The organism is Oleiharenicola lentus, from assembly GCF_004118375.1.
Lineage (GTDB): Bacteria > Verrucomicrobiota > Verrucomicrobiia > Opitutales > Opitutaceae > Lacunisphaera > Lacunisphaera lenta.
On the sequence record NZ_SDHX01000002.1, the window covers coordinates 952,437 to 973,109 of the forward strand.

A 20,673-nucleotide genomic window follows, 5' to 3' on the forward strand; every position below is an offset into this window, starting at 1 on the left:
TCACCGCGGCGCGGCAATCACGAGGTGCGCGCTGCCATTAGACTCAATCGCGTGAGTCGAGACGCGGCCGTCGGGCCAGGTGACGGCGAGCGAGCGCGGGGCGACCGGCAGCCAGAAAAACGCGGCCGGGGAAGACTGGGAGTAGTAACCGGAAGCCGCCGCGACTTCGGCGGTGCGAACGGAACCGTCGGCCAGCGTGAGCGTGACCCGGGCCCCAATGGCCGTCGGGTTGCCGGACGGGCCTTGGAGCACAACGCGCAAGGGCTGGTGGCCCGTGAACCCGGAGCGCAGGAAGGCCAGCACGGGCTGCTCGCTGCGGCTGGCCACCAGCTCCGGCCGGGCATCGCCGTCAAGATCGGCCACCACAAGGGCCCGTACATCGCCCGGCACGATGAAACCGCTCTGCTGCGGGTCGAGCGCACGGAAATCGCCGCGACCGTCGTTGACGAGAATCACGCCGAGTCCACCGGTGAAGCGTCCGAGCGAAGGCGTGGGCGAATGGGAATTTTGCCCCAACGCGAGATCCGCGAAACCGTCGCCGGTGAGATCGAGCGCGACCATGCCCTGCACGGGCGCGAGCTGGACTTCCCAAGGCAGCGGCACGAAACGGTGCGGGCCCGTGGGCTGGCTCAAATAGACGCCGCTGCGCAGCTCGGTTGCGTCGAAGCGCCTGGCGCGGGCGAGGCGTTCGGCGCCGACAATCTCCGGCAGCGCGATCTTGGCGAATTCGTTGTGGCGGGGATAACGGCGGAGCAGCCCGGCGATGCGGCCGCCCAGCTCGTTGCGCGAGCGCCGCGGAAAAAGTTTTCCGTCCTCCTGGGTGGCCTCGATCACCGACGGCGGACCGCCGTCGCCGAATCGTCCGTGGAAGAGAATCGCCGGACCGGAGTGGTAGGGCGTGTTGAGTCCGAGGTTGCCCACCGCGAAATCGGGCCGGCCGTCGCCGTTGAAATCGGCGGCCACGAGCGAACTCCAGAAACCGCTCTGTGTGAAACCCTGCGCGACGGAGCGATCGGTGAAAGCCTTGCCGGCGTCGTTGTGCAGGTAGCGGACCGTCCCCCACTCCGTCGCGAGGATCAGGTCGGGCCAGCCGTCCTGGTCGAGATCGCTGAAGACCGCCGAAGTGACGAGACCCAGTTCGCCATTCTCGGGCAAGGGAAGCTCGGTGAACGTGCCGCCGTCGTTGCGCAGCAGCACGCTGCGGGGCGTGAGCGGGTAACGACCGGGCAACACGCGCGCCCCAAGGAAAGCATCGAGGTCGCCGTCGCGATCCAGGTCCGCCGCGGTCGCCGCCCCGGTGCTCTGCGGAATGGCTGGCAGTGCCGCGGGCGTGAAACCGGTGGGCGTGCCGAGATGAAGTTTGGGCTGATAGTCGGGGCCGAAGGGCCGGCTCGTGCCGGCCTTGGTCTGGAGCAGGTCGGGGACGCCGTCGCCGTTGGCCTCGAAAACGAGGAGAGGACCGTCGTCGAGGTTGTCGGCCGAGAAGCCCCGCAGGGGATCGCGGGTCGTGCCGCCGAGCAGAAGCTGTTCGCCTTTGCCCACGGGGAGCACCGCCAACGCGGGACCGCGGCGGTCAAAGGTAAACGGCTGAAACGGCTGCGCGTTGGCGTCGGCTTCGGGCTGCTCGCGGGAAACCAGGCCGAGCGAGTCTGCCTGGAAGAGCGCGGCAGGCGGAACGGAGGCGGTTGGCCGGGCCGGGCCGGCGGGTTCGATGAGGGTCAGCTTTTGATCGGCCGCGAGGTTGCCGAAACTCTGGCGGTGGCCGCTCGGCCACTCGACGGTGAGTTCCTGAACGCGCTCGGCGCTGCCCAGACCAAAGTGCAGCACGGGCTCGCTCGTGGACAGATAGCCGCGCGCGAGCACGAGCGTGCGCACCTGTTCACCCGTGGCGGTTTTGATCCGCACCGTCGCGCCGACGCCGAAGCGGTTGGAAGTCGTGCCGCGCAGCGCGATGACCAGCCGGTGGCCGGTGTCGCTGTCGTTGCGCAGCACCGTCGGGCCCGACTGGTAGTTGGCGTAGATCAGGTCGAGGTCGCCGTCGCCGTCGAGGTCGCCCGTGGCCGCGCCCAAGCTCACGCCCAGCTGACCCAGTCCCCACTCGGTGCCGACTTCCCTGAACCTCAGTGCACCTTCGTTGCGGAACGCCAAGTTTCGCTCGGCGAAAACCGGGGCCGCCTGCATGGCCCGGCGCGAATCGGCGGGATTCTCCAGCGCCATAAGCACCTGGTGCTGGTCGGCGTTGTGGTATTCGCGGATCATGCCGTTGGTGACGTGCAGGTCGATCCGGCCATCGTTGTCGAAGTCATCGAAGCGCACCGACCAGGTCCAGTCCGTGGCCGCGATCCCGGCCAGTTGTGCGCCCTCGCGCAGGCGCGCGGTGCCGGTGCCAAGGTGCAGCGCGTTGCGCATGAACTGAAAGGCTTCGCCTGTTGGATGCACTGCCGAGTCGAGCATGGCGCGGATCTTCGCCATGCCGCGCTGGTCCTTTTCCCGCGTGGTCGCGGCCATGTCGGCCACGAAGAGATCCACCCGGCCGTCGTTGTCTGCGTCGCCCAAGTCGGAGCCCATGGAGGAGTGCGGCGTCTGGGCGATCGCCTCGTTGATCACGTTGGTGAAGGTGCCGTCGCGGTTGTTGCGGTAGAGAAAATCCGGCACGGCGTAGTCGTTGGCGACGTAGAGATCGGGCCAGCCGTCGCCGTCGTAGTCCCACCACGTCGCCGAGTGGCCGGCGGTTTCGATCGGGGCGATGCCGGCCGCTGTGGTCACCTCCTCGTAGGTGCCGTCGCCCCGGTTGCGGAACAGGTAATCCTTCTGCCCCTGCGGCGCCTTCACCGTGTCGAACAGGTTGGTCTGCAGATAAACGTCGAGGTCGCCGTCGCGGTCGTAGTCGCAGAACGCGCCCATGCCGCTCGCATCGGTCACGGCAAGTCCCCGCGCCGCCGCCTCCTCGCGGAAGGTGCCGTCGCCCCGGTTCATGAACAGCTGGTTCGGCACCCCGAAGCGGCAGAGGTAGAGGTCGAGGCGACCGTCGTTGTCCACGTCGGCGAAGGCCGCGCCCTGGGTCCAGCCCGCGGGTTTGCCCGGTTCGACGATGCCGGACTTCGCCGTGACGTCCTCGAACTTCCAGTTGCCGTGATTGCGGAAGAGCCGGCTTTGCTCGGTTTTGCTGACGATGAACACGTCGGGCCGGCCGTCGCCATCGTAGTCGCCGATCGCCACACCCGTGCCCATCGGGCCGTAGATGATTTCCGAGTAGCGGTCGGTCCACATGCGCGGATCGGCGTAACGGTTTTCGGCCACGATGCCCGTGTCCCCCGGAGCCAGCGTGGCAAAGAGCGTCGGGCCGCGCACGGGACTGCGCGGAGCGAGCGGCTCGGCCACCAGGCCCTCGGCCGCCGGCGCGGTCACCACCAGCAGGGCCAGCGCCACCCAAGGCGGGACGGTCCGGAGGAGCCCGGCAACCGGGGGGCAACGGAGGTTGGAAAACGGGGGCGGCAACGCCCGCATCAGACCGGTGGAGCCCGTCGTGGTCAAGGCAGGCGCAAACCTTCCGAACCGCACTTGCTTCCCGGTGAATTGTGACCGTATTTTCGCCGGCTCCCCACCCCGACTGATGACCCTCCTGCTGCGCCCCGTTTCCCTCGCTTGGCTGACCCTGATCGTGCTGTCGGCCCTCTGGCTCGGAGGCATGAACAACCGGCGGATCCAGCAGATCGAAAAAATCAGCGGCCAGGCGCAGGTCGCGCCGGCCGCGGCCGATTCGCCCACCGGCTACCAGCACGGCACGCGAGCCCGGTTACTGCCGGTCGGCAGCAGCCGCAGCCAGGCGGTGATCATGGACGTGCAAAAAATGGCGGCCACCGGTTCCTGGTCGGTGGCGCACGCCGACTACGACAACGCGCCGGAAGGCCGGCCCGTGCAGGGCGCGGCGCCCTACCGGTGGTGGCTGCGGCTGGTCGCGCTGGCGTCCGGCGGCGCGGCCGGGCCCGCGGTCGAACAGGCGGCCCTGCACGCCGATCCCGCCCTGCTCATCCTGCTGTGCGTGGGCGGCGGATTGTTCGCCGCCTGGAGGTTCGGCGCGGTCGCGGGCGGGTTTCTGGCCCTGGGCACGGCCGCCCTGTTTTCCCATGCGCAACTTTTCTCGCCGGGCCGACCCGACGACCACGGACTTTTCCTCGTCGCCAACGCCTGCGGGATGCTCCTGCTGCTGGCCGCCTGGCACCAACCCTCGCGCCTCACCCTTCTCCTGGCGGGAGCCGCGGCGGGCTTCGGCTCCTGGCTCGATGCCGGCAGCCAGCTGGCCATGCTGGGCGCGGTGCTGACCGGCGGACTGCTCGCCACCGGCTTTTCGCCGCGTTCGCAGACCGCACTTCTGTCGTGGCGCTCCTGGGCCACCGGCGCCGGCAGCGTCGCCCTGCTCGGTTGGTGGCTCGAAGGGCGCCCCGGCGGCCTCACGGGAGCGGGGTTGGATTCCAATCATCCGCTGCTGGTGGTCGTGTGGTTCGGCGTGGCCGAGGTTTTGTCGCGGTTCCAACAGCGCCCGTGGCGCGAATCGGCCCGCGGCGAACGCCTGGCGCTCGTCGCCGGCGGACTCGCCGTGCTGCTCCCCTTGGCGTGGCTGTTTCACCGCGGAGCCGGCGGGGCGGATCTCGGGCCTGATCATCCGGTCCTGGCGGGCCGCGGCGGTCTGATCAGTTGGGTGCGGGCCGATCGGCTGAGCCTCGGCCTGACGGCCGCCCTGCTGCCGCTCCTGCTCATCGCGGCCGCATTGCGGCTGATGCGCGGCGCCCCGGCCCGGCGCGCCGCGATCCTCTTTGCCAGCGGGGGCATCGGCTTCTGCCTGCTGCTGGTTTTCTGGCAGCTGCGGTGGTGGGGCCTGCTCGACGTGATGCTGGTCGGCCTGCTGGCGGTCACCGTCGCGGCGACGCCCGGCGGTTTTGCCGCCATCGGCTGGCGGAGCGGACTGGGCCTGTTGCTGCTGCCCGCGTTGATCGCCGCCTGGCCGCGGCCGACGGCGGAAGAGGAACTCGCCCCCGCCGAGGCTCGCGCCTTGGTCGAACGCGACCTCGCCCAGTGGCTGGCCGCGCGTTCCGAGCCCGGCACGATTGCTTTCGCGCCGCCCGCCCTGTCGGGTGCGCTGGCCTACCATGGCGGCCTGCGGGTGATCGCCTCGCCCTACCCCGGCAACCACGACGGACTGGCCCTCGCCGCGCGCATCGCCGGCACGGCCTCGACCGACGAGGCGCAGGCCCTCATGCAGCAACGCGGCATCCAATACGTCGTGCTGCCCTCGTGGGATGATGCGCTGGACCGGCTCGCCCAGGCCGGCTCGGCGACACCCGAGCGCTCGCTCATCGCCCTGTTGCGCCAGTGGCTGCCCCCGCGCTGGCTGCGGCCCGTCGCCTACCAGCTGCCCGTGATCCCCGGGTTGGAAAAAGACACGCTCGCGGTGTTCGAGGTGGTCGAACCCCAGGAAAACGCGATCGCGCTGAGCCGGCTCGCCGAATACTTCGTGGACACCGGCCGGCTGGACCTGGCCGCCGCGGTCGGTGACAGCCTGGAACAATCCTTCGCCGCCGACGCCGGCGCGATGATCGCGCGCGCCAAGGTCGCGCTCGCCCGCAAGGAGACCCGCACGCTCGCGCGCATCCTGCCGGAACTGTTGCCCGCCATCGCCGACGGCCGCGACGAGGACCTGCCTTGGGAACGGCGCGCCAACCTCGCCATCGTGCTGGCGCAGACCAAGCACCCCGACCTCGCGCGCGCGCAGGTGCAGTTCTGCCTGAGCGAAGCCGACACCGAGCGGCTGCGCGGGCTGGGCCCGGTGAGCCTCTTCCGCCTGCTCACCCTCGCGCGCGCCTTCCGGATTGAATTCAGCGATCCCGCGCTGCGCTCGACGGCGCTCGGGCTGCTGCCGGTGGAATTTCAGGCCCAGCTATGAACACGTTCTCCCTTGGACGGGCCAGCCGCCACCCGGTGCGTTATGCCGGCATCGTAGCCGGACTGATCGCCGGCATCGGCCTGGCGCTGAGCGGTTGCCAGCCGCGGACACCGGCCCCGGCCACTGCAAACCGGGCCGCACCGAAGACGAACTTCCCGGCGCTGGTTTACCAGCCCGTCGCGATCGGGAGCCCGGCCGGACCCGAGGATCGTCCGATGGTGACCAACCTCCAGATCGCCGACCTCGACCAGGACGGCCTGCCCGACGTGATCTACAGCGAAGCCCGCGGCAACACCGTGCGCTGGATCCGGCAGGCCCCGCGCGGGGTGTTCACCGAGCAGGTCATCGCCCGCGACCTGCCGGCCCCGGCCAACGTCTGGGCCGCCGATGTGCAGGGCAGCGGCCGGCTCGATGTGCTCGTCGCCTGCATGGGGCAGATCATGCCCAACAACGACCGCATCGGCTCCATCGTGGTGCTGGAGAATCTCGACAACCGCACTTTCCAACCCCGCACACTCCTCGAAAAAACCGCGCGCGTGACCGATGTGCGCGCCGCCAACCTCACCGGCCACACCGACGGCAAACTCGATCTCGTGGTCGGCCAGTTTGGCTACGCGCAGGGCGAGACCCGCTGGATGAAGAACCTCGGCGGCTGGCGGTTCGAGAGCCAGATCGTCAACCGCCAGTCGGGCACCGTGCACACGCCGGTCGCCGACTTCGACGGCGACAGCCGGCCCGATTTTGCCGCGCTCGTCACCCAGGAGTGGGAGGAGGTCCATCTCTTTCGCAACCCCGGCGACGGCGGCGAATTCAAGGACACGCTCGTCTGGGGCTCGACCAACGAGGACTACGGCGGCAGCGGGCTCGCCGTGGCCGACGTGAACCGCGACGGACGCCCCGACCTGATCAGCACCAACGGCGACGGCTTCGACTACGCCGTGCGCGGCCACCGGCCGTGGCACGGCATCCAGTGGCTGGAAAACACCGGCCAGGGCAACTTCCGCTACCACCGCGTCGGGGACTTTCCCGGCGCCTATGCGCCCTGCGCCGCCGACCTCAACGGCGACGGCCACACCGACCTCGTCGCCGTGAGCGGCTTCGCCGACTGGGACGACCCGCAGTCCGTCGCGCTGATGGCCTGGCTCAACGACGGCCGCCAGAACTTCACGCCGATGCCGCTCGCGCGCAGCCCGATCAAGCTCGTCACCGCCGCGGTCGGAGACCTCGACGGTGACGGTGTGCCCGAGATCGTGACGGGGGCGCTCCACGCGTTCCCGCCCTTCGAACGGTTGAGCAACATCACGCTGTGGCGCCGACAGTGAGCAAGTCCGCCCAGTCCGTCACACCCCGCCGTCGCTTCGGGCGCACCGCCGCGCTGATGCTGGCGCTGGTCGTCCTCGTCTCGTTGGCCGGCTACTATGGATTGCGCCGGGCCCAGACCAAGCGCGTGCAAACCGCCTTGCCTGCGCTGCCGGCGAACACCCCCAACGCCACGCTCCGCGATTTGCTGGTGGACGCCCGGGCCGCCGCCACCACCGGCCGGCTCGAAGCCGTGGCGGAACTCGGGCGGCTGTTTCACGCCAACGAATTCCGGGCCGAAGCCGAAGCCTGCTGGCGGATCCTGGCCCGCGAGCAGCCCAAGGAGGCTCGCTGGCATTACTACCTGGCCGACCTGCTGCGCATGGCCGGCGACCTGACCGGGGTGGAAGGGGCGCTCGAAGCCACCGTCGCCGCCGACCCCAAGGCCGCCACCGCGTGGCTGCAGCTGGCGGAAATGAAGCTCAAGAGCGGCCGGCTCGACGCCGCGGCCGAAAACTACCAACGCCGGCTCGCCCTGTTGCCCGACGACCCCTACGCCGGGCTCGGCCTCGCCCGCGTCGCGCAGTTGCAGGGCCGCACCGCCGAAACGATCGAACGGCTCGAACAATTGCTGAAGCAGCATCCGAAATTTTCCGCCGCGCAGAATCTCTACGCCGAGCTGCAGGCCGCCGCCGGCCGGGAGGAGCTCGCCGACCTCCACCGCTGGCTGGGCCGCGAAGCCGGCCGATTCCGCGAGGCCGACGACCCGTGGATCGAGGAACTGAACACCCGCTGCCGCGAGCCGCGGCGGCTCTGTCATCTCGGCGTCATCGCCTACCAGACCAATCAGGGCGACCGTGGCCGGGCGCGCTTCGAGCAGGCCATCGCCCTCGCACCGGGCTACGCCCTCGCCCACGAGCTGCTGGGCGCGCTGCTGCTGGAAGAAGGGGCGACCGTGGCGGCCCGCGACACGCTGCTCCGCGGCATCGAGAACGCGGCACCGGACTCCGGGCCGACCGCCATGCATTTTCTCAAGCTGAACGAGGCCTACGTGGCCTTGAAACAACCTGGCCCCGCCCGCCGGACGCTCGAGGTGGGCCTGCGTCAACATCCCGATTCGGCCGACCTGCTGCACGCCTGGGGCAACCGGCTCAAGGCCGAGGGCAATCGCACGGAAGCCGCCCAAGCCTACCGCCGGGCGATCGAGGTCAACCCGGCCTTCGTCGAGGCCGACTTCGCGCTCGCCGTCTTGCTGGTGGAAGCCGAGCGGCTCCCGGAAGCCGCCCAAGCCCTGCAGCGGGCGCTCACGATGCAGCCTACCTTCCCCAAGGCGCTGCTGCTCCTCGCCCGGCTGGAGGTGGACGCCGGACGCGTCGAGGAAGCCGGCCGCTTCCTGCTGCCCCTGCTCAAGGCGAATCCCGGCGAACCCGAAATCCGCCGGATCACGGCCAGCTGGCGCCTGCGCGCGGGCCGCGCTCTTGAACAGCGCGATCCGGCCGCCGCCGAACGCCACTACCGCGCCGGCCTCGTCTTGCAGCCCGACCACCCCGACCTGAACGCGGGGCTGGGCGTGCTGCTGCTGATCAGCGACCGGCCCGGCGAGGCGGTCGCGCCGCTGGAGATCGCCCACCGCGCGCGGCCTACCCAGGCGCAGGCCGCGCTCTTCCTCGGACAGGCCTACGTGCGCAGCGGGCGTCCGTCCGATGCGCGCCGGGTCCTCACCGCCGGCCTGCATCAGGCCGAGCAATCCGGCCAGGCGGCCAGCGTCCGGAATTTCCAAGAGATCCTCTCCATCTTGCCGCCCTGAGTGGGGCGGAGGAATTCTGCTCGCCCGGCGAGGCGATTGCCTTGTGCTGGAGCCATGGCCCCCGGTCACCCCCTGGCAGCCCGCCGCCACGACCCGACTTCCGTCCGACGGACGCGAGACGCCCGCTTCGCCGGGTTCGTTCTCGCCGGATTCCTGCTGGCCGGTGCGACCGGTGGCGGCGCGGCCGAGATTGTTGCCACCGAACTAGCGCCCCGCTCAGGTCCCGCCGGGGCAACGATGTTCACCGCACTTTCTCCCGACCAGAGCGGACTCCGTTGCGAAAACCATTTCGGCGACCCGCAGATGTGGGGCCGCCGCTACACCGAACTGATGAACGGCGCCCTCGGTACCGGCGTGGCGGTTGCGGACTTCGACGGTGACGGCCGGCCGGATGTGTTCGCCGTCAGCAAGACCGGGCCCAGCCGGCTGTTTCGCAACCTCGGCGGTTGGAAATTCGCCGACGTCACGGTGGCCGCCGGCCTGATCCGGAACGAGGAACTGACCAAGACCGACCGCACCGACTGGACGCAGGGCGCCAGCTGGGCCGACGTGAACAACGACGGCCGGCCCGACCTCTATGTCTGCCACTTCAATGCGCCGAACAAACTGTTCGTGAACCGCGGCGACGGCACCTTCCGCGAGGAGGCCTTGGCCCGCGGTCTCGCCCTGACGGACGCCAGCGGCCTGGGCGTCTTTTTCGACTACGACCGCGACGGCTGGCTGGATGTTTACGTGCAGACCAACCTGCTCGACTCCGCCCAGGCGCCCAACGGCCAGCGCGACCGCCTTTTCCACAACCGCGGCGACGGCACCTTCGCGGACGTGAGCGACCGCGCCGGCATCACGGGTGAAAACCTCGCCCACGCCGCCATCGTCTGGGATCACGACGACGACGGCTGGCCCGACCTCTACGTGGCGAACGATTTCACGGAGCCCGACCGGCTCTACCGCAACAACCGCGACGGCACCTTCACCAACGTGATTCACCGCGTGGCGCCCGTCCTGCCCTACTCCGCGATGGGCGCTGACACGGGCGATGTGGACAACGACGGCCGCACGGACTTCCTCGTCGCGGACATGGCCGCGACCAGCCACGAAAAGGACCAGCGCGGCATGGCCTACTCGCGCACGCTCAAGGGCAACACCGCCGATCCGCGCCCCGGGGAAACCCCGCAGCACTCGCGCAATGTCCTGCTCCTCGGCACGGGCCTCGGGCGCCTGCGCGAGGCCGCCCATCTCGCCGGTCTCTCCGCGACCGACTGGACCTGGTCGGTGCGCTTCGAAGACCTCGACAACGACGGCCGCCTCGACCTGCACGTGACCAACGGCATGGTGCGCGAATACCAAAACGTGGACCTGCTCGACCGGATGGTGCTGGCCGAGACCCCCGCCGAGCGCATCAACCTCATGCGCACGAGCCCCCGGCTCGAGGAGGCCAACCTCGCGTTTCGCAACGCCGGCGACCTGAAGTTCGAGCCCGTCGGAGCCCCTTGGGGCCTTGATCAGCGCGGCGTGAGCTTCGGCGCGGCGTTTGCGGACTTCGACGGTGACGGGGATTTGGACCTGGTTTACGCCAATCACGAGGGACACCCAACGCTGCTGCGCAATGACAGCGGCGAGGGCCACCGCGCGATCTTCGCGCTCCGCGGCACGAACTCGAACCGCTTTGGCGTGGGCGCGACCCTCCGCCTGGAAACCGCCTCGGGGACACAGCGCCGCACCCTCGACCCGGCCCGCGGCTATCTCTCCAGCAGCGAACCCATCCTGCATTTCGGCCTCGGCGAGGCCACGGTCATCCGCTCCCTCACCGTCGAGTGGCCGAGCGGCCACGTGCAGCGGTTCACGGACCTGCCGGCGGACCGGCGGTTCACGATCACGGAGCCCGCCGGACCCGCGCGCCCGGCCGCGCCCCCCGGTGCCGTCCCGACACAATTCGTCGAAACCGGGGCCGCCCACGGGCTCGCCCTCACCGTCGAGGAAAGCTTCGACGCCGAAAACCAGCCGCTGGTCGCCACGCGCTTCGACCGGCTCGGCCCCGCCCTGGCCCTGGGCGACCTCAACGGCGACGGCCGCGACGATCTCGTGGTCGGCGGCACGGGCCGGCAACCGGCCGGCATTCATTTCAACCAAGGCAGCCGCTTCGCGCCCGGTGGAACGCTGCCGGCTTCGCCGGTGGATGACGGTCCGTTGCTCCTGTTGGATTTCGACGGCGACGGCCACACCGACCTGCTGCAGACCAAGGCCGGCACCAACCGCACCGCCAATTCCCCCTCTTTCCAACCGGTGCTGCACCGCAACAGCGGCGCCGGCCTGAGCCCGCAGCCCGACGCCCTGCCCCCGCTGCCGATCAGCGTGGGGGCGGCCGTCGCCGCGGATTTTGACCGCGATGGCCGGCCCGATGTGTTCCTCGGCGCCCGCGTGCTGCCCGGCCGCTATCCGTTGCCGCCGCGCAGCGTCCTGCTCCGCAACACGGGCGGACGGTTCGAAGACGTGACCGATGCGCTCGCGCCCGGGCTGCGCGAGGCGGGCCTGGTACGCTCCGCGCTCTGGAGCGATGCCGATGGCGACGGCTGGCCCGATCTGCTGCTCGCGCTGGAATGGGGCGGCGTGCGTTTCTTCCGCAACGACGCCGGCCGCGGCTTCACCGAGCGCAGCCAGGAAGCGGGCTTCGCCGCCGCCGGCCATGGCTGGTGGACGGCGCTGGCCGCCGCGGATTTCAACGGCGACGGCCGGATGGATTACGCCGCGGGGAACGCCGGGCTGAACACGCCCTACCAGCCGCCGGTCTTTCTTTATGCCGGCAGTTTCAAACCGGGGACCGCGATCCAGGCGATCGAGGCCCAGGCGGAAGGAACGAGCCTTTACCCCCGGCGCACGCGCAAGGAGCTGGGCGCGCAGATTCCGACGATCCTGCAACGCTTTCCGCGCAACGATGCCTACGCGCGCGCCACACTGCCCGAAATCCTCGGGGCCGACAAACTGGCCGCCGCCCGGAAATTCACGGCCACCGAGCTGCAAAGCGGCGTGTTTCTCAGCCAGCCCGACGGCACCTTCCGTTTTGCTGCCCTGCCGCGGATCGCGCAGATCGCACCCGTGCAGGGCTTGGTCGCCGGTGATTTTGACGGCGATGGCCGCGCCGATCTCGCTCTGCTGCACAATTCCCATGCCCCCAACCCGGGCTTGGGCCGCTTCGATGGCGGACTGGGCCAGCTGCTTCGCGGCGACGGCCGCGGCGGCTTCTCGCCGGTTGAGCCGGCGCACAGCGGCTTGGTGGCACCGGGCGATGCCAAGGCGCTCGTGCGGCTGGACCTCGACGACAATGGTTGGCCGGACTTTCTCGCCAGCCGCAATCACGCCACGACACTGGCCTGGAAAAACGGCGGAATTCCGAGCCGCCACGCCCTGCAGATCCGCCTCCAGGGGCCGACCGGCAATCCCACCGCGGTGGGAGCAAGCCTGCGCCTCGAATTGACCGACGGCACCGGACAACTGGCGGAGATCGCGGCCGGGGGCGGCTATTACAGCCAGTCAGCCGCCGCGGCGTTCTTCAGCTGGTCTGAAGGCAATCCGCCCCGCCGCCTGTGGGTAAGGTGGCCGGACGGCACAGTCAGCGAACACCCGCTGACGAACACCACGACCCCGACGCTCACGATCAAGCGGCCCTGATGCCGATCGGCCCGCGATGCGGGCCTGCCAATCACAAGGCCGGGGGCGTTGTGAGCATTCAATACCATGCCACACCCCGCCCTGCGGGCACCCCTCTCAAGAGGGGATTTTCGCCATCATGGCTTGAGGTCCGCTCTGGCGAAACCACCGAAGACAACCGGCTTCCTCGGCCCTCTCGCAAGGTCAAAAGCCTAAAAGCTACGGGGATCTGATTTGAGTTGTGAGGCAGCCCGGTGCGCAAGCGGCCTGACTTCGGCGTGCAGCCTTGAACTCCCGGCCCTGCTCTCGCGCGATGGACACACGTCACCGGCTTGAGCTCGGAGTCGAGGGGCCCCTGACCAGCGCGGGAGTATGCGGCAATCAGCGTCCTCGCCGTCACCCCCGCCAAAAAAAGCGCCTCTCCCGAGGGAGAGGCGCGAAGTTTGAAACCTGGACCGGGCTTAGAACCGGAAGGTGTTCGTAAGCGACCAGTATTGGCGAGGTGCGATGCGGTAGCCTGCACCACTGCCGTCTGGCTGCGCCGTGATCGGGATCAGGTCGTTGCCCTTGCCGATGCTGCGCACGTTGAGCTGGACGCGCCAGTCAACCTTGTCGAACAGCTTGCGGCCATAGCCGACCCAAGCGTCGATGTCGGTCTCGGCGGGACCCTGGTAGGGGTTGGCCAGATCGAAGGTGATCTTGCCCGCCGAGGTGATGCCCGGGGGATAGCCGATCGTGACTTCGCTCTGGTAGCGCAGGGCGACACCAGCGTTGAAGCCCTTCAGGCGGCCCTCGGAGAAGTCATAGTTGGAGATGACGTTCACGCGCCACTCACGCAGTTCCGGCACGTTGGTGCCTTCCTGCAGAGAGCGGGCAGCCCACTCGGAGCCGACGTTCTGGTTCCACTGGAACAGGGCGGTTTCGTTACCGGCACCACCCCACCAGATGCGGAGATCGCCGCCCGGACGGAAGGTCGCGCCGTTAACGTCGGTGGCGGTCTTGTTCAGGAACGCCTCATAGGCGGAGACGAACTCGGCAAGATTGGCGCCACCGATGTTCTTGCGGGTGGCGAAGCTCTTGCTGGCGTTCAACGTCAGGCGCCAGTTGCGGGTCGGCTGGGCGTTGAGCTCGATTTCGTAGCCTTCAGAGAAGCTGTCTTCCGTGAGGGCGAAGCCGGAGGGCATCGTGTTGTTAACCTGGCCCGTGCGGGTGGTCGGATTGATCTTCCAGGCGGTGTACATCTTCTGTGCGACCGCGCTCTGCTGCCACTGGCGCCAGGCGGCGATGGCGGCGACCTCACGGTCAGGCGCATCGGTCCAGTTGGCGCGGGAGTAGGTCGGGTCCGTGCTGATGCCGGAGGAGTCACCGAAGCCGGTCCAGTTGTATTCGAACACGTTCACCCAGTCACCAGACCAGGCCTGCGAGGCACCAAGGAACCAGGCGCCACCGAGACCGTTGCTGTTGGCATTGGTGACGGCGGTTTCATACTTGTTAACCTTGAGCGAGTATTTGCCATCCTTGGTCTCGAGCAGGATGCCGAGGTCCTTGGTCTCACCGGCGGGGAGCGCGATGTCCACGCCGTAGATGTCCTTACGACCGGCGAACGGCTGGAAGTTCTCGGCCTTGTTGTAGAACAGCGTCACGCGAACCGGCAGCTTCTCGGCGAGGTTCTTGATGACCGGAAGCTCATCAAGGTGGCCGACGATCGAGTAGCTGCGCGAGGTGCCGGAGAGCTCGCTGAGGGTGCGGCCATCCAGGGTGTAGGTGTTCCGGTTGAAGTTGAGGAAGCCCGGAGCGGCGATGTTGCTCACGTTCTGCGAGATCTCGGTCGCGCCAGCGGTGTCCTCACGATAACCATAGGTGCCGACGAGACCACCGTTGAACAGGTGGGCCTGCCAGACGAAGGCCTTGGACTCGGTCTTGTCACGACGGAGGCGGGCAAAGGTCGTGAGGGCGTCACGATTGGCCTGCGAAGCCTCGGAGTCGGTGATCTTGAACGGAGCGTTGATCCAGCCACGGTAGTTGGCCGAGTTTTCCGACTGGGTCGAATTCCGGCTGGCGTTGCCCACGGGATAATACGGATTCTCCCACGGATCAGCCGGATTAACATTGGTGGCGATCCAGGTGGAATCGAAGAAGCGGATGGTGCCGCTGGAGGCTTCGTTCAGGTTCTGCACCCGGGGCAGGTAGGCGCCGGAGGCGGTCGAACGGCTGGCCATCGAGTTGCCCAGGTAGATCACCCGGTTGACGGCAAAACCGTTGTCGTTGAAACGAATGCCGGTGCCACCGTCGAACAGGGTGCGGTAGGCATCATCCAGCACGGCATAGCGCTGCCAGCTGCGGTCCTCGCGATCGAGGTTATCCTCGGACCACAGACCCGTGAAGGTGTGGCGGCCGAGGAGGTTGGCGAACCAGCCATTGCTCTTCTTGGCGAAGTCATGGGTGAAGAACGCGGTGGCGCGGGTGGAATCACGCTCGGAGTCATAGCTGCGATTGCCGCCCTGACCGCTGTCGGTCACGAAGGCGCGGCCGACATTGGGATTCTTGGTGCCGTTGGCAAAGCGAACGCCGTTCGCGCCGGCGGCCGTGCCATCGGAATAGACATCCATGATGTCGATGTAGATGGCCTGGCGCTGACCGTCGAGCAGGGCGATCTGGCCGTTGCTGTAGTTCTGCTGGTTGTAGACCACCTCGAAGCCGAACTTGTCGTCCATGAAGGTCTGGGCGATGGAGGCGGACATCGAGTCGAAGTCGGACCACTCCCACTTGTTCGGACCGTCGAGCAGGTTGTTGTAGAAGTCATAGACCGTGTTGTCGGTCAGCACTTTCGACTTGTAGACACCGAATTCCGAGTAGGGCAGACCGGCCTGACGGGCGAAGGAGTCGTAGGAGTTGATACCGACCGGGCGGTGGAAGGCGAACTCGCCCACGCCGTTGTCGTCAGCGCCGGCGGCGTTGATGCCGCGGGTGGCGCGAATTTCCCAGATCCAGTAGCTCGGGATGCCGCCGTCGGTGGCGTAGAACGCATTCGGGCCGCCGAACTGCTGGCCGTAGTTGCCAAGCAAGGGCTGGAAGTAGGGGCTGAAACGGCCGCTGTCCGCGCCGCCGTTGATCTTCGGACGGGCCTGGCCGGCATTCGCCGCGCCGGAGTTGTCGTCCATCACGATGTGGGGGTTGAAAGTCTGCTTGTTCAGGGCGTTGAACACGCGGAGATCACCCTTCTTGACCGTGGTGACAACACCGGTCGAGGGATTGCGGATGCTGCCGTTCTCGATGAAGGTGCCGTTGTAGGTGCCGGTGCCGAACCAGGGCGTGATAAGATCCAGCGGGGGCAGAGTGCGGGGACGGTTGCTGTTGATGTCACCCTTCTCGTAGCTGGCCTTCACGATGGTGCGGGCGCCTCCCTTGCGGAGGAACTTGGGCTCCCAGCGGACGGCGCCCATGTAGCGCTTGTCGTCTTCGTAGGCCGGGTCCTGCTGGAACTTTTCGTTCTCGTGCAGGGCCATGATGCGGACGGCCAGCTGGTCCTTCAGGAGCACGCGGTTGATGTCAACCGTGGCGCGGGCGCTGCCCCACTGGTCGGTCTGGAAGGAGACTTCGTTGGCGTTGCGGTAGGAAGCCTGCTTGAGACCGACGTTGATGATGCCGGCGGGCGAGCCCTGACCGAACAGAATCGAGTTGGGTCCGCGCTGCAGGTCCACGCGATCGACGTTGAAGCCGTCCCACGGGATGTCGGACAGGAAGTAGTCGCGGGTGTTGTCCGCGGCCGCCAGGCCACGCACGCGCGTGTTCTGGTTCGGATTGCGGAAGCGGCTCGACTCGTCGAGGAACGCGCCGTCACCCGTGCCGGCAAAGTTGCCGTTCAGGTTGCCGACTTCGGTGCCGACGGTGTATTGGAGCAGCGTTTCGTTGCTGGTGGCCGCAATGTCCTTGAGGAATTGCGAGTTGATCACCGTGACGGCGTTGCCGATGTCACGGAGTTCGGTGTTCAGACGGTTGCCGGCCAGGGTGGTGGCGGTGGCGTAGCCCGTGTCCGACTCCGCCGAGACTTCGAACGGCGACAGCACGAGCACGTCTTCTTCTTCCGTCTGACCTGCCGCGGCGGCTGCCGGGGCAGTCTGTGCATATCCCCACGTGGAGGACAGCACGAGGGTGCCGAGCATGGATAGCCCGCACCGGAGTGTGCGTTTCTTGGTGTTCATACGAGGTAACGAGGTAAGGTTCGGGGGTAAGGATGACCTGGGTAGGTCGTGAACCTTGGGTGTAAAAGTTGAATCCATGTCGGCCGGGCTTATCAAAGGAAGGCTCAGTCTAACTGTAGTGCGAATTCGGGATAGCGGTTGTTTGGCCCCATGACAGAATGGCAGGTTCATGTTGCCCACCCTCGGGCAACTTCGCTTCTTACTCCCTCCACCCTCCCTTCTCCACCATGTCCCTCTTCATCGGCATCGACAGCGGCACCCAGAGCACCAAGGCGGTCGTTCTCGACCTCAACGAAAGGAAGATCGTCGCGGAGGCCAAGGCCCCGCATTCGCTGATCGCCGGCTTGCCCGCCGGCCATATGGAACAGCACCCGCAGGAATGGTCCGCGGCCCTCGACTCCGTGATCTCCCAGGTCGCCGCCAAGATCGACGGCTCACGTGTGCGCGGCATCGGCGTCTCCGGCCAGCAGCACGGCTTCGTGCCGCTCGATGAAAAAGGCGAGGTCATCCGTCCCGCCAAGCTTTGGTGCGACACCAGCACGACCGAGGAATGCGCCATCCTCACGAAGAAGCTCGGCGGAGAAAAGGCCGCCATCCGCACCGCCGGCCTCGCCTTCCTCCCCGGCTTCACCGCCCCGAAGATCCTCTGGCTGAAGCGCCACGAGCCGGCCAACTACAAGCGCCTGCGCCATGTGCTGCTGCCGCACGACTACCTGAATTTCCACCTCACGGGCAATTACTTCATGGAATACGGCGACGCCTCGGGCACCGCGCTGATGGACGTCCGCAAGCGCGTCTGGTCGCAGCCCGTGATCAGGGCGCTCGACAAGAATCTTGCCGACTGGCTGCCGCCGCTCTCGCCCTCGCACGCGCCCGCCGGCACGCTGCGCCCGGCGCTCGCGCAGAAATACGGTTTCTCCAGCGACGTGATCGTCAGCGCCGGCGGCGGTGACAACATGATGGGCGCCATCGGCACGGGCAACGTCACGCCCGGCGTGGTCTCCGCCAGCCTCGGCACCAGCGGCACGATCTACGCCTACGGCAGCAAGCCCGTGGTCGATCCCGCCGGCGAGATCGCCGCGTTTTGCTCCTCCACCGGCGGCTGGCTGCCGCTGCTCTGCACGATGAACGTCACGCTCGTCACCGAGCAGTTCCGCCAGCTCTTCAACTGGGACCACGCGCAGCTTGAGCAGGCCGTGGCCAGCGCACCCGCGGGCGCGGGCGGCCTCGCCCTCCTCCCCTACCTCACCGGCGAACGCACGCCCAACCTCCCGAAGGGCACCGGCGTGTTCACCGGCCTGAGCCTCAACACGCTCAATCCCGGCCACCTCGCCCGCGCCGCGATGGAAGGCGTGACGATGAACATGAACTACGGACTGCGCCGCCTCACTGCCCTCGGCATCAAGCCCAAGGAGATCCGCGTCACCGGCGGCGGCTCGCGCTCCGCCTACTGGCGCCAGCTCATGGCCGACATCTTCGGCTTGCCCGTCGTGGCCATGGTCGAGGACGAGGGGGCCGCGCTCGGCGGAGCCTTGCAGGCCGCTTGGTGCGAAGCCCTCGCACAGGGCAAAAAAGCGAAGATCACGGACTTCACCACCGGCATCGTCGCGATCAACGAAGCCACCCGCTGCACGCCCGAGGCCAAGCGCAAGTCCCTCTACCGGAAACTGCAGGACCGGCACGAGGCCCTCAGCAAGCAGATGCGCCCGCTCTTCGCCTAAAAGACGGGGCGAAGAAAAGAGGGTTGATTCGCGCGAACCGGCCCTCAACCTTTGCCCCTCGTTTCGGACGCTTAGCTCAGTTGGTTAGAGCACGTGCTTCACACGCACGGGGTCACAGGTTCGAGTCCTGTAGCGTCCACCATCCTTCGCCACGCGAAACGAGTGAGAATTGTCGAGGGAACCACGAAATGGCCGGTTGGCCACCTGATGCTTCCTTTTGGGGTAGTGACAACTCATGCTTCCCATTCCACAAGTCATTGGGAATGAAGGTTGATATAAAGTCGCCCGATGAAATCATGGGCTCAGGCTAGATCGATAGCCTGACGACCGCTCTAAACGACTCAAGTGGAGAAATGCCGTATGGCCTAGCTCATCCGAGCGCGACCTCTTCGCATGCCTTCGGCTGAGCGGCCAACTCAGCCGGGCGTTACTCCTCCCTCAGCACCGGGAGGTGTTCACAGAGGTCCATGACGGCAACAACCTCCTTCTTCGACCCGTAGTATTCACGCACATGTTCAAAAGTCTTGGGATATTTGCGGCGGAAGGCCGTCCCGAGCTTGGCATTGCCCGCAAGGATGTTGGCCAGCCGCCGACCGCTTTTGAAAAACTTCATCGGCCATTCGGTGCCGATGGTGTAAAGCTCCCGCGTCTTGTCGGTCTCGGCCTCCGCGAGGAAGAAGAAATCCTTGAATATCTTGTTCTGCCGGATGACCTCAGAACCACCCTGCCACTGAATGAAAGTGAATTCAGCGATGCGCCGGTTGGTCTCCAAGTCGAATCCCTTACCGGTATTGCCTGCGCCGAGCGACAGCGATTCGACCCTCTCGCCCTTTTCGAGGATGGAAGGCAGCGCCAGTAGAATACCAAGGGCATGCACGATTTCGTTTATCTGACTGGAATGCTTTTTGACCAAGAGCGCCGCCAGTAGGACCTCCGCCTCGATGCCCAACTCGGAAATCGCCGTGGCGGCGTCGCTGGCCTTGATTCCAACAAGGCGGCGCTCGACCCCTGCGAGGGTCTTCCCTAGCGAAGCACCGCGGAAATTCGTGATCAGGGAGGATGCGTGACGAAGGTCGCTCATGGTTGATCGGCGCTAGGGTGATTCAAAGGTGGCAGCGCCAACCGGTAATACCGAGATTAACCTATTACTGTTTATGGAGGTGGTTGCGGAAGCGCTGAGATTGGGACGACAGCAATGACATCGCCCTCCTCCTTTACTACCTGCCTAGCCTCGGCTGCGTAGGCGTCGGGCACAATAAGGCGGCGCGCTTCATGTAAGAGGTGGCGACCACCAACTTCGGAGAATATCGAACAATGGTTGACGCGGGGCTCACCACAGAAGTCGGCCATAAAGAAAATTGGCGCGATCTTGAGAAGCTCTTCACGAGCTTGGTCGCCCAATGGAGGATAGTGCCATACCCCCTTGTAGGCCATGTTGGGCACGATTTTCCATTCGCGTTGGCGGAAGAACTGAAGCGGCGAAGAGGTCGGAAGATCGGTCGGATAATACAGGTTGAGGATGGTCTCAACGGCGAAGGCGAGCGTTTCCACTGGGTGCGCGTGCGGGAAAATTTCGCTCATGACTTTGCCCCTTGCAGCGAGCAGGTCCTTGTCTGGTGATTCGCCGAGTTTCCAAAGCTTGAACAGCGCTTCGTAGGCCGAGCCTAGATGACGCAAAACCTGGTCGCCAGCATCGTGGAGCAATTCGCCGCCCCTAATTGCAGTGGTTAAGTAAGCAGCGGGCTGGGCTCCGAATCCCCGCAGGACTTGCGCGTCGAACTCGAGAGAGAAGTCGCCAAAGACTTCCTGGTGCGCACGCACATTAACTTCCTCCAATGCGGTGAAGCAGATACGTTTTTGCCGAATTGTGGCAGCCGGAAGGGCCCCTACAGCGGGTGCAGTCTGAAGCTCATCCACCATCAGCAAGCCCCTCTTGAGCATGGAGCGAAGCATCCCCATCGAGATACGTCGGTTCGCATCCTTCCCGTAGTGCCGATGGAAGCTATGGTAGAGGTAGATTTCAGCATTCGGGACAACGGCCGGGCAGCTCATGGTATT

At 66.9% G+C, this 20,673-nt stretch carries 9 protein-coding genes and 1 tRNA gene; 6 read left to right on the forward strand and 4 right to left on the reverse strand.

The window, feature by feature from the left end; translation table 11 throughout:
• On the reverse strand, positions 1-3,534 hold the full coding sequence (locus ESB00_RS17735; protein WP_246026518.1) for a CRTAC1 family protein: 3,534 nt from the start codon (positions 3,532-3,534) through the stop codon (positions 1-3).
• 79 nt (positions 3,535-3,613) lie between these two features.
• Here ESB00_RS17735 and ESB00_RS17740 point away from each other — a divergent pair, with 79 nt between their 5' ends.
• From ESB00_RS17740 to ESB00_RS17755, 4 genes are read left to right on the forward strand one after another with little or no spacing between them, the layout of a single operon-like run.
• On the forward strand, positions 3,614-5,941 hold the full coding sequence (locus ESB00_RS17740) for a hypothetical protein (RefSeq protein WP_129049304.1): 2,328 nt from the start codon (positions 3,614-3,616) through the stop codon (positions 5,939-5,941).
• Positions 5,938-7,263, forward strand: coding sequence for an FG-GAP repeat domain-containing protein (locus ESB00_RS17745; RefSeq protein ID WP_129049306.1), 1,326 nt, complete (start codon positions 5,938-5,940; stop codon positions 7,261-7,263). Before ESB00_RS17740 ends, ESB00_RS17745 begins: the two co-directional genes overlap by 4 nt.
• Positions 7,260-9,047 (forward strand): tetratricopeptide repeat protein, encoded by a 1,788-nt coding sequence (locus ESB00_RS17750; RefSeq protein WP_129049308.1) that lies wholly within the window; start codon positions 7,260-7,262, stop codon positions 9,045-9,047. Before ESB00_RS17745 ends, ESB00_RS17750 begins: the two co-directional genes overlap by 4 nt.
• Positions 9,048-9,101: 54 nt before the next feature.
• The gene (locus tag ESB00_RS17755) at positions 9,102-12,713 is read left to right on the forward strand and encodes a CRTAC1 family protein (RefSeq protein WP_129049311.1); all 3,612 of its coding nucleotides are present in this window, start codon (positions 9,102-9,104) and stop codon (positions 12,711-12,713) included.
• Between the two features lie 440 nt (positions 12,714-13,153).
• Here ESB00_RS17755 and ESB00_RS17760 read toward each other — a convergent pair whose 3' ends face one another.
• The gene (locus ESB00_RS17760) at positions 13,154-16,894 is read right to left on the reverse strand and encodes a TonB-dependent receptor plug domain-containing protein (protein WP_129049313.1); all 3,741 of its coding nucleotides are present in this window, start codon (positions 16,892-16,894) and stop codon (positions 13,154-13,156) included.
• Between the two features lie 227 nt (positions 16,895-17,121).
• Here ESB00_RS17760 and xylB point away from each other — a divergent pair, with 227 nt between their 5' ends.
• Together xylB and ESB00_RS17770 are read left to right on the forward strand one after the other, a co-directional pair.
• Positions 17,122-18,615, forward strand: coding sequence for a xylulokinase (gene xylB / locus ESB00_RS17765; RefSeq protein WP_129049315.1), 1,494 nt, complete (start codon positions 17,122-17,124; stop codon positions 18,613-18,615).
• 65 nt (positions 18,616-18,680) lie between these two features.
• Positions 18,681-18,757: transfer RNA gene (locus ESB00_RS17770), tRNA-Val, on the forward strand.
• A 285-nt stretch (positions 18,758-19,042) separates the two neighbouring features.
• On the opposite strand, the gene ESB00_RS17775 is transcribed toward ESB00_RS17770, so the two are convergent.
• Together ESB00_RS17775 and ESB00_RS17780 are read right to left on the reverse strand one after the other, a co-directional pair.
• Positions 19,043-19,696 (reverse strand): hypothetical protein, encoded by a 654-nt coding sequence (locus tag ESB00_RS17775; RefSeq protein ID WP_218938779.1) that lies wholly within the window; start codon positions 19,694-19,696, stop codon positions 19,043-19,045.
• Between the two features lie 71 nt (positions 19,697-19,767).
• On the reverse strand, positions 19,768-20,667 hold the full coding sequence (locus ESB00_RS17780; RefSeq protein WP_129049317.1) for a hypothetical protein: 900 nt from the start codon (positions 20,665-20,667) through the stop codon (positions 19,768-19,770).
• Positions 20,668-20,673: the final 6 nt, after the last annotated feature.